This window comes from Candidatus Eremiobacteraceae bacterium, from assembly GCA_036511855.1.
Classification (GTDB): Bacteria; Vulcanimicrobiota; Vulcanimicrobiia; order Eremiobacterales; family Eremiobacteraceae; genus JABCYQ01.
The window spans coordinates 1-13671 of record DATCBN010000054.1 but is presented as its reverse complement, the minus strand read 5'-3'; the positions used below and the strand labels follow the sequence as shown (position 1 = coordinate 13671).

The window sequence follows — 13671 nt, the reverse complement described above, 5'->3', positions numbered from 1 at the left end:
CTCGGCGCCTTCGGCCTCGATGAGATCTACGGCGACGGTCCGATGCCCAATGTCGACGCGTCGTTTTCGCTCATCGGATCTCCGCGGCCGGCCGTGGCGATTTGATGTCATGAACAAGCTCCGTATGTTCGCGTTCGCCGTAGCGTCGGGGTGCGTGGTCCTCATCGCATCGTACTATCTTTTCGGCGGGCCGCTGAACCTCTCGCTCTTCTTCCCGGCTCCCACGTTCTACCAGCCGCCATACAATAGGATTCCCGAGCTGAAGCCGATGACGCCCGGCCCTATGCTCAGCCCGGCTCCGCGCCCGATGCGCGCGCTTCCGAAGCTGCCGCACCCGAGCATGAAGACGAAGACGCGGACCGACGACTTGGTGCACATGTCGCCCCCGCCGTACATGCCCGTGCCCGTCTATCTCGTGTCACCACCGCCTGCTCCCACCTACGCGCCGGTCACACCCCCTCCGTACACACCCACCAAACCCGTCATCACGCTGCCGCAAAGCGGTCCGCTGCCGAGCCCAAGCGCGATGCCGGTGCCGGGCTCGTCGCCGACGCCCTAGCCGGCGCCGTGCGGCGGCATGTGAGTCGATATTACGAACATGAACGCCAAATCGCCGGGTGCGGTGTGACACAAAACACAGTGACGAGCAGTCATACAGTTCGCAGGTTTCCGTACGGATCGTTATACGGTCCGGTCGGTGCGCCACGACATAGGCCTTAAGCCCCTTGATGGGAAGACGGCCTGGTCCTACGATATTTGGAAGAAGCACGATGGCAACAGACGTTCAGGGAGCACCCGAAATGTCCACGCTTGGTCCGGCGCTGGAGACGTTGACCTCGATCCGCGGCGCGCGGTCCGTCCGGGCTCAGCGCCCGGCAGCGGCGTACACCAGCGGCTGGAAGCTCGCGCTGGTCGTGCTCGACATCTCGATGCTGCTGCTCAGCGTCTACGTCGCCGGCGGGACCGTCGAGGGCCGCTGGGGATTCGAACGATTCGAGTTCGAGCTTTTCCACTACTCGATCGTGCTGATCGCGATATGGCTGATCATCTTCAATCTGGTCGGGCTGTATAAACGGTCGTTCGCTTTGTCGGTGAAAGACGAGCTGTACTACACGGTCCTCGCCCTCATCATCGGCGTTCTTCCTCAATTCACGGTGTTCACGCTTTTCCCGAGCATCTCCACATCGCGCCTTCTGCTGCTGGCGTCCTTGGGCTTCGCCCTCGTCGCCGTGGGCGGTGCGCGCGCCGTGGCTCATTCGGTTCGCAACTCGGTCGATCGCAGGCGGCCGCGCCGCATAGCCATCGTCGGCAACGGCGACCGGATCTCTTCGGTCGCCCAATCGCTCGGCATGGCGGAGGGCTCGGTTCTTCTCCGGCTCGACATTCCGGACATCGATGCGACGGTCGGATCGGTTTCGTTCGGCGGTTCATCGGGACTCGAAGGATTGGAATGGTTCACGCGGGCCCGTGAATGGGGATGCGACACGCTGCTGCTCACCGAGGTGCTGCCGCCGCATGTCATGCCCCATCTCTTGGCGGTCGCCGCGGCCCACGACATCAAAGTCGCATTCGCTCCGCCGCGCGTCCAGTGCCACGCATACTCGCTCTCGTTGCAGATCGACGGATCGCAGGCGCTCATCGTCCCGTCGCAACTGCGGTCGTGCACGCCCACTGCGAAACTTTTGAAGCGCTTGCTCGACCTCACAGTCGCCACCACCGCGGTCATCGTCTTATCGCCGGTGCTTGCGCTCGCGGCTCTCGCAGTCTGGCTCGATTCAGGCAGTCCCATCTTGTACCGGCAAAGCCGCGTCGGCAGAGACGGCGCGCTCTTCGACATGTTGAAGTTCCGCTCCATGCGCACCGATGCAGAAGCTTCGGGTCCGGCCTGGGTGAGCATGGGCGATTCGCGCACCACTCGCATCGGCGCTCTTCTGCGAAGGACCAGCATCGACGAGTTGCCGCAATTGTTCAACGTGATCCTCGGCGAAATGTCGATCGTGGGTCCGCGGCCGCAGCGGGCGATCTACCTTGAAGAATTCCGCAAGCTGCTGCCGCGCTACGACGAACGGCACCTCGTGCGCCCCGGTATAACGGGCTGGTCGCAAGTGCACATGAAGCGCGTGTGCATGCCGGAAGATGAAGGTGAGAAGTTGAGCTACGATCTGTTCTACGTGGAGAACTGGTCGGTGTTCATGGACTTGTCGATGATCTTCAAGACCGGTTTTGAAGTCCTGTTCCGCCGGGCCGAGTGAGCGACGTTTCGTACGATCGCTGAGACGAGGCTCAAGCTTTGGTCGGCAACGACCGAGCATCATGAATAATGCGCGAACGCTCGTCTCTCGGAAGAGACTCCATCCGGACGCTTGCCTTCAGCATCGGCCAATCCGGCTTCGCGGTGCTTACCGGCATCGCGATCGCGAAGGCGCTGGGTCCGACAGGTAAGGGCGAATACGCGTCGCTGCAGTTGCTGCAGGCCGCCGCCGCCGGCGTGACCGGCAATCTCGGGATGGCGATCACCTACGAGCTCACCCGCCAACAAAAGAAGTTGTCCGATCTCGTAAAGCCGCTCAGTCTTATGTTGGCGGCGCTTTCGGTCATCGAGTGGGCCGCGATCGGCGTCTGGGTTTGGCTGAAGGGCCCCGACCCGGCACCGCTCCTCTTCGCCGCCGCCGTGCCCGCGCTTATCCTGCTATCTTGGCAAGGGCCCATTTTTCTCGGTCTCGGCTGGATCAAATCGTTAAACGTCCAGAGCTTGTATTTCGCCGCAGGCACCTTCGCGGCTGCCGTGATTACGCTGTACGTGTTCCGACTCGGCACCGTGCCGGCCATGTGGGGATGGGTGGTCTGCGTCTGGGCGATAGCGATCTCGATTCTCGTGCGCACGCACCGCGAATCGCGCGGCACGCAGACCGATTCGACAGGCAGCATCATGCGGGGGCTGCTCAGCTTCGGGTTGCGCGCGAGCGCCGGCGGAATTTTCGGATTCATCAACAACAAGATCGACTCGGTCGCGATATTGACGTGGCTCGGAACGGCCGGCTTCGGCGTCTACTCGGTCGCCGTCGCTGCAGGCGAGGTGCTGTTCAAAGTATCGCGATCCGTCGCCCAAGCGGCGACCCAGCGGGTCGCCGCGGCTGAACGGGACGTCGCCGCCAGGACGGTCGCGAAATCCAATCGCGCCAGCTTTGCTATCATCGTGGTGGTCAGCACCGTGGCCTTCATCGCCGCGCCCTTGGCCGTCGACGTACTTTTCGGCGTAAGTTTCCATCGAGCTGGCGACGCGATTAGAATCCTACTTCCTGGCATCGCGGCGATGTCGTGCAGCGGCATCCTTTCGACATTTTTCAATTTCCAGTTAGGCCGTCCCATCTTTCTTCTCTACATGTCAATAATGAATGCCGTTGTTGAGACGACCTTGTGTCTCATCTTGGTGCCTCGCTTTCAGATCAACGGAGCCGCCCTTGCATCGACGCTCACGTATCTCAACTCCGCGGCCGTGATGACTTGGTACTTCTGCAAGAACTCAGATCTATCGCCGGTCGATTTGTGGATACCGACCCTTGCCGATGTGCGCACCGTCTTGCGGGCCATTCGACCAACCCCGATGGGTCTCGATGATCTGAATACCAATGCCGGGTCTTCCGGAAGCCCGAGCGTGGCGCGAGGCACCCTTGCAGCGGCCGATGCAAGAAGCCGGGACTTCGTCATCTGCGGTTGGACCGACCCGAGCGAAAGGCAGCGTCTCATCGGGTCGCTGGTCCTCGGGGTCTTCGATCGCGGCCACCTGATCTATGCCGGCCACGCGGAACCGCGATATGACAATGGCTCGGTGGCCGCTCTCTACGAAAAACTTGTGCCGCTCGAGTTCGCACGTTGTCCGTTCCGGATCGCACCCACGTCCAATTCCCCTGTCCACTGGCTCATACCGACATTGGTCGCCGAGGTGACGTTTGGAGAGGCCGCGGGCAAGGGTGCCCTCCCGGAGCCCATCTACGTGGGCCTGAGCGTGCATAAGCGACCTGAGGAATGCGTCAGCACGCAGAGACCAGAGTGACAAGCGGGCACAATGATTTTTCATAATCCGGCTGCCAGATCTCTAAAAGACCTATTCGATGAAGGCGGATGCACCAAGGATGCGCGGTGCATGCGTCAAAATCACAAAACTCGCACAGTTTCGGAGACATTGATATGGCCGCCACACGTCCCTTTATCGTATTGGTCCTTTGCGCGTTGATCGCCGTTTCGGTCGGTGCATGCGGCGGCGGTGCGGGCGCACCGGGTTTGCCTAGCGCAAGCGCGCAACGGCCGGACGGCGGAGTCGCACCGGCGCCGCTCGCGGGCGCACCTGTGCCAACGCAAACGCCTCCGCGGCCGAGCAAGTATCTCCCAAGCACGTGGAACGGCCTGTTCACGATGCAAGTCTTCGACAATCACAAGAACAAATATGGAATCTCGCCCGAGCAGGCGGCGGCCGACGGTCCTCTCTATTCGGCTATTTGGGGTTCGAATTCGCCGGAGCTCGTGCAGGCGTGGCGCACGAACAATCCCACCCTCGCGATCAGCATGTATCAGATCATCGGCACGGATGCCGCGCTCACTTTGTTCGGCAATCTCGGCCAACCCCTATCTTGGTGGCAAGCCAATCACCCCGACTGGATACTCTACGAGTGCGATCAGAAGACGATCGCTTATGTCTCCGGCGTCAACAGCGTGCCGCTTGACATCTCAAATCCCGATGTCGTCAATTACATCCTCAACCTCGTGGGAGGCTACTCAGAACAAAATGGCTATTCGGCGCTCGGGTTCGATTTAGTCTCGCTGAAAAACGACACCGGCGGAGCAGGCAACCTTCACGGTTGTGGCGTCATCACGGCCGGCGGCTGGGTGCAGAAGTTTTCGGGCAAGACCGTCGATCCGCTTTGGGACAGCGCGATGCTGACGTTCCTCTCCACTGCGCGCACGTATCTTCACGGGCTCCCGCACCCGCTCGCTATTTGGGGAAATAACGTTCCCGCTGCGTTCACATTTGGCGACCCCGATGAGACACAGGTGATCGGTGATCTGGACGTCGTGCTCGACGAAAGCGGTTTTGCGAACTACGGCAAGTACAGCACCGATTCGTATTTCAACGCCACGGTACAGTGGGCGACGTACATTCAAAGCTTGCGCAAAGGCTTCATGGACGTCAATGAGTGGCAAGAGGTCCAGCTCACGAACGCTGAGCTCGATTATGCGCTCGCAACGTACGCGATGGTAAAGGAGCAAGCCGCCGTCGTCTTCGCCGCGCCGTACGGCGAATACGGCGAAGAGCACTATTTCCCGCAATACGCCACGAAAATCGGTCCGCCGTGCGCCGAGATGTACGGCGGCCCGTCGTATCTCGGCTTGGGCAGATTCGCTTACTACCGGCAATATAGACAGGCGCTCGCACTTGTGAACACGAGCCCGACGGCATCTTACACCGTCAAATTGCCTCAGAAGACGTACACCGATGTGGCGAGCGGCGCCACCGTGACAAGCCCGCTCTCGCTCGGGCCGAACTCAGGCTACCTGCTGTGGATCTCCAAGATCGGATGTCCGGGCGACGTGCACTAGGGCGGCGTCAGCTCGCCAGGACGGTACGGCGTGAGGGGCGGCCGCAGGGCAAGCGCGTCACCCATGGTGCCGAAGCGAAATCGCCGCAGCAGGGCCTCTAAGTTTCGCATCATGCCGCGCAGGTTGGTGTAGTGCCGAAGCCGGGAACGCAAGCGCGTGTGGATGCGCGGCTGATCGGGGTCCACTTCCCACGGGTGTAGGTAGACCATCGCGGGGTCGCCATTTTCAATGATGCGCCTCATGCCGTATTCGTTGAACCAAAACGGAAGCATGCGCAGATAGCCGCCGCCTCCGACGGGAAAATCGTAATTCAACGCCCGGAACGTGGACATCGGAAATTCCGTGATGACGCTTTTTTCGCACTGGATGGCGTACGGCCGGACCGGAGAACCGACGATGCCGTAATTATCGTGGTGGATCGGAAAGATGCTCGAGTCGCTTTTGAATCCGCACGACGCAAGCACGTCGAGCGCCCACAGCGATCGCTTGGTGATGGAGAAGGTGGGAGCGCGATAGCACGTGACCTCGCCTCCGGCGGCGGCTTCGATGGCCGCTTTCGCCTTGCGCGTGTCGGCCTCGAATTCGTCGGGCGTCAGCGAATAGATGGGCCGGTGCCAATAGCTGTGGCAGCCGATCTCATGCCCGGCGGCGCGGATGTCGCGGACGAGATCCGGGAACCGTTCGGCGACCCAGCCGAGCACAAAAAAAGTGCCGAGCACGTCGTGGCGCGCGAAGACATCCAGTATCCGGTGCGTGTTCTCGACGACGCGGGAGGGAAACGACGGCCAATCCTCCCGCCGCACGTCGCGCGCGAACGCCTCTGGTTGGAAGTAGTCCTCGACATCGACTGAGATCGCGTTGAGTTGCCCGCTTTGCGCCATCGTCCTATGCTTTCGCTCAGACGTTGCGGCGCCCTCCGGCGGTGCGCGCCTTGGCGGCTAGACGCTCGTCATCGCGAGTTCGACCAATTCGCACATGATATGACCGAGGGCGAGGTGCACTTCTTGCACCATCCACGATGGTCCCGAAGGACCGACGATCGCGATGTCGCTGAGCTCGACGATGCGGCCCCCGCCGTTGCCCGAAAAAGCAACGGTGACGATGTTCGATTCACGCGCAACGCGAAACGCATGCACGACGTTGGCGGACTCTCCCGTCGTCGTGAGGCCGATCGCGACATCGCCCGGGCGGCCGTGCGCGCGCAACTGGCGCGCGAAGACTTCATTGTAACCGTAATCGTTTGCGATCGCCGTGAGCGCGCTTGTATCGGTGGTGAGCGCGAGGCCAGCCCAGGCCGGCCGTTCGAGCATGAATCGTCCGGAGAATTCGGCCGCGAAATGTTGAGCCTGCGCCGCACTGCCGCCATTGCCGAACAGCAGCACGCGCCCGCCTGCCTTGAAGCTGCGGACGATCGCCTGCACGGCCTCATTCACTTGCCGGTCGCAAGCCAGTCCACTGAAGAGATCGCGCCGTTGCGCGAGGCAATCCGCCACGGTTTTCATGTCGGGTCGGATTTCCGCCAGGCGTGGGAGTGGCCCTCTGGGTGAGGCTTCTATCCCAAAGCGTCTCCCGCGCGATCCTGCGCCGCGTTGTATAACTTCCCCGAGGACATCCAGGGCCGGCAGTACGTATTCGAGCTACGCTGAGCCGACAAAGCGCGTCCGCAAAATGCAAATGGGCCGGCATGCGCCGGCCCATTATCAGCTACTGGATCTCGATTACTGGATTTCGATGATCGCGGTCGAGCCGGCTATTGTCGTCGCCGGCGCCGGTCCAACGGTGGACGCCGTGCCGCCGTCGAGGATGTCGCCGCCGGAGAGCACGAGCGTGTGCTGATAGACGCCTGCGAACGGCATCGGATGCGGCGTTGTCGGTCTGTCCGAATTGACGACCGTCGCGCACGCGCCGATGGATTGACCCGCATAGTAGCAGCTCGCATACTGGCGAGCATAAACGTTCGTACCTTGGTTCAAGCTGTCAATGCTTGACGGTTGCGTGATGATCGGGTCCAGCGCGACGAGTTGGTCTTCCGGCTGGACATAGAATCCGTTGCTCGCGGGTTTGAACTTGGGTGAAATGATGGCGAGCGCAGGATCGTAGGTGAGAAGGAATGAGCCGTACATGTAGAGGCGTTGAACCTGGGCCGCAGTGTCCGGCGTATTGTCGAAGCCGCGGCAGATGAATAGTTTTCCAGCTGCGAGCACTTGGATCTCGGTGTTCTCAAAGGTATGCCATACTTTCAGATCCGGCAACGCAGCGCCGGCGGCGTTCGAATAACAGCCTTCCATGTCTCCACCGATGCTCGTCGGCAGTAGTGCCATCGCCGGACTCATCTGATTAGATCCGTTGGCTAAATTTGCGAGTCCGTTGAATATGATCGGATAGCCCAACCCAGTATTCATGCTATTTTGGTTTGCGAGCCACGCCGACTGCAGATATCCGCACGGCTGCGCGGAAACATTTCGAACAATTGGGGTGTCCTCAAAGACGGCGTCATACTGTGCGTTGCCGATTTGATTATAAAACGCGACGTGCGCCTGCCAGAGCCCCAAAAGAACTGTTGAGGTGGGCTGGGTCAGATAGGTGGGCGTCTTTGAGTTTTTTATCGTGATCCGACTGTTGTTACAGTCGTGAGCATACTCGGTCTCGTCGTTGGAGTACTCCGGCATCGGCGCAAAAACGCGATTCGGGTCGGTATACAGCATGGTTTTGATGCCGGCTGCTTTTGCGGCGGCGTTGCTTCCCGGCTGTACCGATGTCCAGTCGACGAACGGTGCCATCTGAGTCCACGTGAACGAGGGAACTTGCGGACTGGAATTATCTTGCAGTGTGAGCACATGCATTTGTGCGATCGTCAGGGGATGAGTTCCGTGCAGCTGATGAACGGTTCCGCCCTGTGTCATGCCCGCCAACGAACCGCCTTGCGGCATGATGGATCCGCCGCCGCCGCTTGTGCTGCCGCAACCGGCCGCCCAAAGCGCGGCGATTGCGATAGCCACTGCGCCGAGATGAAGTTTAGACTGATTCATATGTTCCCCTCAATGCTCACATGCGGTCTTTTCCGCACAAGAAGACGTCGCGCGATGGAGCGTCTTAGGTCATATGATATCGCGTTGCGAGGAGACGCTAATATGTTCAGTATCACGCGCCTGCCGGATGATAATCACGAGACGCACGGACCGTGAGCGGTATCACGCAGGGACTATGACAAGAGCCTCGTGTATTTAAGAAGGCGCATCTACATTGGGCAAATATGCGCTATTCACCGCATTTTGAGCGTCAGACGAGGTTGACGGACGGTTGCTCTCTACCGACGTAGGCGGGGCAGTTATCTAGCTCGTGAGCATCAACAATTTCGCGACTCGCACTGAGGTTTATGAAGACGTCTCGCTGGGACGGCGATCCCATGTCGCGTGCCGCACGCTCGATCGACTCAAAGGCGCGATCTAAAAAACTCGGCCGATCGTTTCGCGTCGCCCAATGCCCGAAACACCCTGGCCGCTAGCCAATAGCGATGCTCCGGAATGCCGACGTCGAAAGGCTGCGATTGCGCGAATTCAAGACATTCCTCGGTCAACTTTCGAGCGAGCTCGGTGTGACCCGCAATGAGTTGCGGCAACGCGAGCTGAGTCTTGACCTCGTTGACAACAAGGGGCGCTTCGAGCGGCTCGATGATCGTGCGCGCGTTCCGTGATGGATTACCTTTTCACAAATTTGTCGGACAGTGCAGAAGGCGATTATCGAGCTTTCGTTGCGTCGCATGAAGCCTCCGATTGGATAATTGCTGCGGACTTCTGCATGGACCTTGTTGGAAAGGCGCACGACGCATTTGCGTTTACTATTTTCCCAGTACTCGGCCCACTTGACCGCCTGTTTCACGATCTCACTGCTGCGTTACCGAAAGATATGAAGAGAACTAAAAAGCCCAGTCCCGAATTGCTATTGTATCTTCGAGCAGGGCCACTCTTCTCAACATATTCGTAATTAGTCTGGGGCGGTCCGCCACGGTTTTCATGTCGGGTCGGATTTCCGCCCGCCGTGGAAGCGGCCCTTTGCGCGAAGCTCTTATCCCAGCGCGTCGCCCGCGCGATCCTGCGCCGCGTTGTAGCCCCCGACGGCGCGCGCGAATTCTCGTCCGTCGACCTCGTCGTAAAAAGGATTGTGCGTTTCGGTGACGCCCCGGTCGGCCCAAGTGTCGAAACTTCGGCGCGCCAGCGGCGCGTGGACCGTGGGGCCCGCCGCGTCTGTATACGATGCATTGAACGGGCCAAAATCCGAAGACTCACGGTGTGCGAGGACGAGGTCGCGCACCGCCGCCGCAGCGTTGCCGGCGGCGGCGCGCAACGGCGCCGGCAACCGGTCGTCGCCGGCGATCGCATCGTACATGGCCTCGGCGGGCCGGTCGGCATGCCACGGCATGTCGGCGCTGTGATCGAAGCGCACCATACCGCGAATGCCGCGGACGTCGGCTTTCAGCGCGCGGACGCCGGCGGATTCGTGGGGCAATTCCGCGGCCGCATCGTCGAACGCGCGCACCGCCTCGCGCGCTCGCGCGATCTTTTGGGGCGCAAGATCGAACACATCGAAGGCCGCAGCCGGATGATAGGAGGAGCCGGTTGGGCCGTATCGTTGGCGCATCGTGGCATCGACGACGTCTTTTGGCCAGTCGCCGCCGCGCGTGAGCGCATCGGCCACCGCTGCGGATGGGACTCCGGGCGCGAGCATGGTCTCCGGGCTCGCGAACACATGGGATCGCTCACACCGAAGACGCGTGAAGAACCTAGTGCGTTGGGCGCGGGCGCGGAGTCGTTCCGCGTTATGGGACATGCCTGTTTCGATTTTGCTATGCCAACCAATGAATGCCCTCGTTCTTGGAAGTGCGGAAGCAAATGTCGATGCCGTCTTGATCTTTCAAGAATTGATTGAGAGGCGCCGGGTCTCAGGCGAACACATTTATCGTGTCCTATTTACCTGCGATACCCGCGTAGACGCGGTGATCGAAGTGCTCCAGGATTTCAGAAAACCGAAAAAGCGAATGTCCATGGAATCACTTCGCGAGATTGGTGAGGTCGGGCAAGACGCCAGCACAACAGACGATATTCCGATAGAGGCCGCCCCGCGATCTGGAATGATCCCGACGTCCTATCTGGAAAAGCTGCGTATTGGCAAAATTGATGTGAACAACCGTGATTTAGTTGAGGTTGATAACGTGGCAACGCTTCGTTATCTGCGTCATCGCTTAACTGCGACGAGATTCGGGATTCAAGACATTACATGTGCCGAAATCGTCGGCCCGATCCGCGACCTCACGAGGGCGGTTTCTCGCGGACTTTTCGATCACGAGACACGGGCTGCCGGCATAAAACACCTATCAGCCCAGGGCGGACCCGCGGTAAACTGCGCATTTTTCGAAACGACCGATGACAATGGGCCGCGATCCACGCTCACCGCACGAGATGGTCAAATGCTAAGTTTCGATGATACCGATCTAAACATCGCGCTCAACGTGCTTGACCTCCGACGGGACATCGATGTTGAGATCAATCAAATCATTGAATGAAATGAGGGCGCGCCGCGTCCACGGCCGGGCAACACTGTTTCCTGAAACGCTCTCCAGTTAGCCGACTTCGAATGATTTCGTCCGGCTCTTATCCAAAGCCGACAATCTTCAGTGGTCCCGGGATAAGCATCGCATCTCGCATCGGCGAACAAAAGCGTTGCAGCAATTTGTCATTTATTCGATGAGCAATCGCCAATCGACTTTTCGATACGAGGCGTAGTACGCTATGAATCCAGCGAAGCAAACCACCGCAATCGCAACTTCGAGAGCATCGAAGATAGAGTGGGCAGTGCGAGAAGGTTCAACTGCTTGGGAAATATCTCCGAGTGTCACAACCCGCCGAAGATAGCTCTGCGACACCGAAACGTATATTGAGCAAGCTAAAGCAGCTGCCACTGCAAATGCCGCAAGAAGCCAGGATACCCGAATAGCAAGTCTCCGCATTGCGTAGGGTTTCATTCTGTCGCTTGTTCAGCCCCTTTGGGACCCCGGCCGCCGCGTGGGTTTCAAACCAGGGACAGCGGGGCCAATTCCGAGGCAGTCTAGTCTCGGCTCGCCCGCTGCGTTGCGGACGGTGAGCTGGCTAGCCACGGGCCGGTAGGGCTGGGGGTGCCACCGGGGCCGGTAGGGCTGGGGGTGCCACCGGGGCCGGTAACGAGCGTCATCGGCGGACGAGGTGGACTGAAGTAGTCGTTGAACGATTCTATAACTGCGTTCTTATCTTTATTGCATAATCAGCCGATTACTCGATTGGGATGCGCAGAATGTGCATGCCAGAAGGGGTTGAGCAGGCGTCAAGATGCTAAACGAAGGAAGTCAGCTCGCAAGCGGACAGTCGGGTGACGCAACGAGCGAAATGATTCGAACGCCTCAGCCGTCGGAGTATGCCGAGCACGACGCTGGTTCCGACTCCGCAGCGTCGCGTAGCAAATTGTCGGTCAACGTGAGCCATGATATCTCCGAACGCCTTCGTAGCCTGGCCTATTCGCACCGGCTAAGCGAGAGTTCCATTGTTGAGGTCGCACTCACGATGTTCTTCGCGCGCGGTGATGATCAAGTGCTCGGTGTGATGCTCAAGCAACTTGGTGCCGTTCTCCGCCGGAAGTAATTGCGGACAACGGAGCGCAACGCCGCACGGCTGGATTTCGTGGCCAGACACCGGCGAATTCGTCCTCGATAATATCGAACTCAATGGCTTCATAGTTGGCTGATCGAGGCCAATTTGAACAGCGTCTCAATCTGGCCGCGGTGCTTCGTGCCGCGTTGACGACGTCGCATCGCAGGACGTCGGCACAGATCGGATAGCGAATCGGCGCAGAGTGAATGTACAACTGATCGTGGCCACTTGAAGACGGTCCGTATCGGTTTTACTGACCTTCAAATCATCGCTTGGCCGCGTTCGATATCGGAAGTCTGCGTGACGTTGTTCGCGAGGCAAGCTCAAACGCCCACGAAATAAAACGCGCGAGAAATCGCCACCCGGCGGCTAACGACGCCCCATTTCAAGAATCCTACGATGGCTTAACTAACTAGCTTGTAGTGGTCGTCCCCGCAAGCGTCGAGATAGTAACGGACTCGCGACGAATCTGCCTCTACCGTTACGCATCCGCAGTCAAATCGGAGCGGCGCGACTACGCGCGGGCCGTCACTACCACTTCTCTGCGATCCTCGGTCCGAAGGAGTCCCAGTATAGACAAGATGGGCCATGTAAAACGACATCGAGTGCGGCTGAGCTGAGCGCCTCCCCATATTTCGGGTCCTTTGTCGAGCAACAGGAGATGTTCCAGGTCTGAAATGCCCGTTGCTAGTTGGCCTTGAGACGCAGTAAGCTCTTACACGTTTCATCTCGGGCGCCTTGCATCTAAAGCCCCACGCTTTCCGAGTAATCGTTTCGCTCGAACCAGGCGCCGAAGTCCGCAATCAACAAATTGGGTGCGCCAAAAGTCGCCGTCGCTCTTGGGATGTCCGAACGACGCTGGCGCGACATAGTGCAGGGCAGAGCCGTACCCCATCAAAAACGTCGAGCGCAGATCCTGAGATTGGCTGCGCGGGTGTCGATTAATTCCAAGGCAATTTAGTTTCTGAAATTGATATCGGTGTAGCTCACAAATTCAAATCGGCCAATTGGTCTTCAGGACAATGTATCTGTGCGCAGCAAGATTATTGGCGCCGTGGGTCGAACTCCTCGACGGTATTCAAGGACGGTATTCAAGAAACCGCCGCTATTAAGGCCGCCGGCCGCATATAGTCGGCGGCCTGCAACGCCAATAGTTAATGATTGGCGCGCCGTCGGCATATGTTCTTTGGCAGTCCAGGCATTCGTCGTCGGATCGTATGCCTCGACTGACATTCAAGAAGCCGATGTTATTAGCGCCGCCGACAGCATAGAGTCTGCCAGTTACCACGCCCGCGGCTAGCTCGAACCGCGCCGTCGGCATGGATGCCTCGGTCGTCCAAGTATTCGTCGCCGGATGGTAAGCTTCGACGGTGTTTCGATCGCCGTGCCGCACGCTTCG

Annotated in this window: 10 protein-coding genes; 5 read left to right on the top strand and 5 right to left on the bottom strand. The window is 59.4% G+C overall.

Going from position 1 to position 13671, the window contains the following annotated elements:
• Positions 1 to 109: 109 nt before the first annotated feature.
• The 4 genes from VII69_07895 (at position 110) to VII69_07880 (ending at position 5595) form a co-directional block, all read left to right on the top strand.
• A complete protein-coding gene (locus VII69_07895) occupies positions 110 to 559 on the top strand; it encodes a hypothetical protein (GenBank protein HEY5095019.1) in 450 nt (149 codons plus the stop codon).
• Positions 560 to 770: 211 nt separating this feature from the next.
• Positions 771 to 2252 (top strand): exopolysaccharide biosynthesis polyprenyl glycosylphosphotransferase, encoded by a 1482-nt coding sequence (locus tag VII69_07890; protein ID HEY5095018.1) that lies wholly within the window; start codon positions 771 to 773, stop codon positions 2250 to 2252.
• Positions 2253 to 2320: 68 nt separating this feature from the next.
• Positions 2321 to 4054 (top strand): polysaccharide biosynthesis C-terminal domain-containing protein, encoded by a 1734-nt coding sequence (locus tag VII69_07885; protein HEY5095017.1) that lies wholly within the window; start codon positions 2321 to 2323, stop codon positions 4052 to 4054.
• Between the two features lie 134 nt (positions 4055 to 4188).
• Positions 4189 to 5595, top strand: a complete 1407-nt coding sequence (locus VII69_07880) for a hypothetical protein (protein HEY5095016.1) — start codon at positions 4189 to 4191, stop codon at positions 5593 to 5595.
• Here VII69_07880 and VII69_07875 read toward each other — a convergent pair.
• The 4 genes from VII69_07875 to VII69_07860 form a co-directional block, all read right to left on the bottom strand.
• On the bottom strand, positions 5592 to 6476 hold the full coding sequence (locus tag VII69_07875; GenBank protein HEY5095015.1) for an XrtA system polysaccharide deacetylase: 885 nt from the start codon (positions 6474 to 6476) through the stop codon (positions 5592 to 5594). The genes VII69_07880 and VII69_07875 overlap by 4 nt on opposite strands.
• Positions 6477 to 6533: 57 nt before the next feature.
• Positions 6534 to 7097, bottom strand: coding sequence for an SIS domain-containing protein (locus tag VII69_07870; protein ID HEY5095014.1), 564 nt, complete (start codon positions 7095 to 7097; stop codon positions 6534 to 6536).
• 216 nt (positions 7098 to 7313) lie between these two features.
• Positions 7314 to 8624, bottom strand: coding sequence for a hypothetical protein (locus VII69_07865; protein ID HEY5095013.1), 1311 nt, complete (start codon positions 8622 to 8624; stop codon positions 7314 to 7316).
• A 1036-nt stretch (positions 8625 to 9660) separates the two neighbouring features.
• Positions 9661 to 10341, bottom strand: coding sequence for a hypothetical protein (locus tag VII69_07860; protein HEY5095012.1), 681 nt, complete (start codon positions 10339 to 10341; stop codon positions 9661 to 9663).
• A 25-nt stretch (positions 10342 to 10366) separates the two neighbouring features.
• On the opposite strand from VII69_07860, the gene VII69_07855 reads away from it, so the two are divergent.
• Positions 10367 to 11155, top strand: a complete 789-nt coding sequence (locus tag VII69_07855) for a hypothetical protein (GenBank protein HEY5095011.1) — start codon at positions 10367 to 10369, stop codon at positions 11153 to 11155.
• Positions 11156 to 12149: 994 nt separating this feature from the next.
• On the opposite strand, the gene VII69_07850 is transcribed toward VII69_07855, so the two are convergent.
• Complete coding sequence (locus tag VII69_07850; protein ID HEY5095010.1) at positions 12150 to 12314, bottom strand: hypothetical protein; 165 nt, start codon at positions 12312 to 12314, stop codon at positions 12150 to 12152.
• Between the last annotated feature and the right edge of the window lie 1357 nt (positions 12315 to 13671).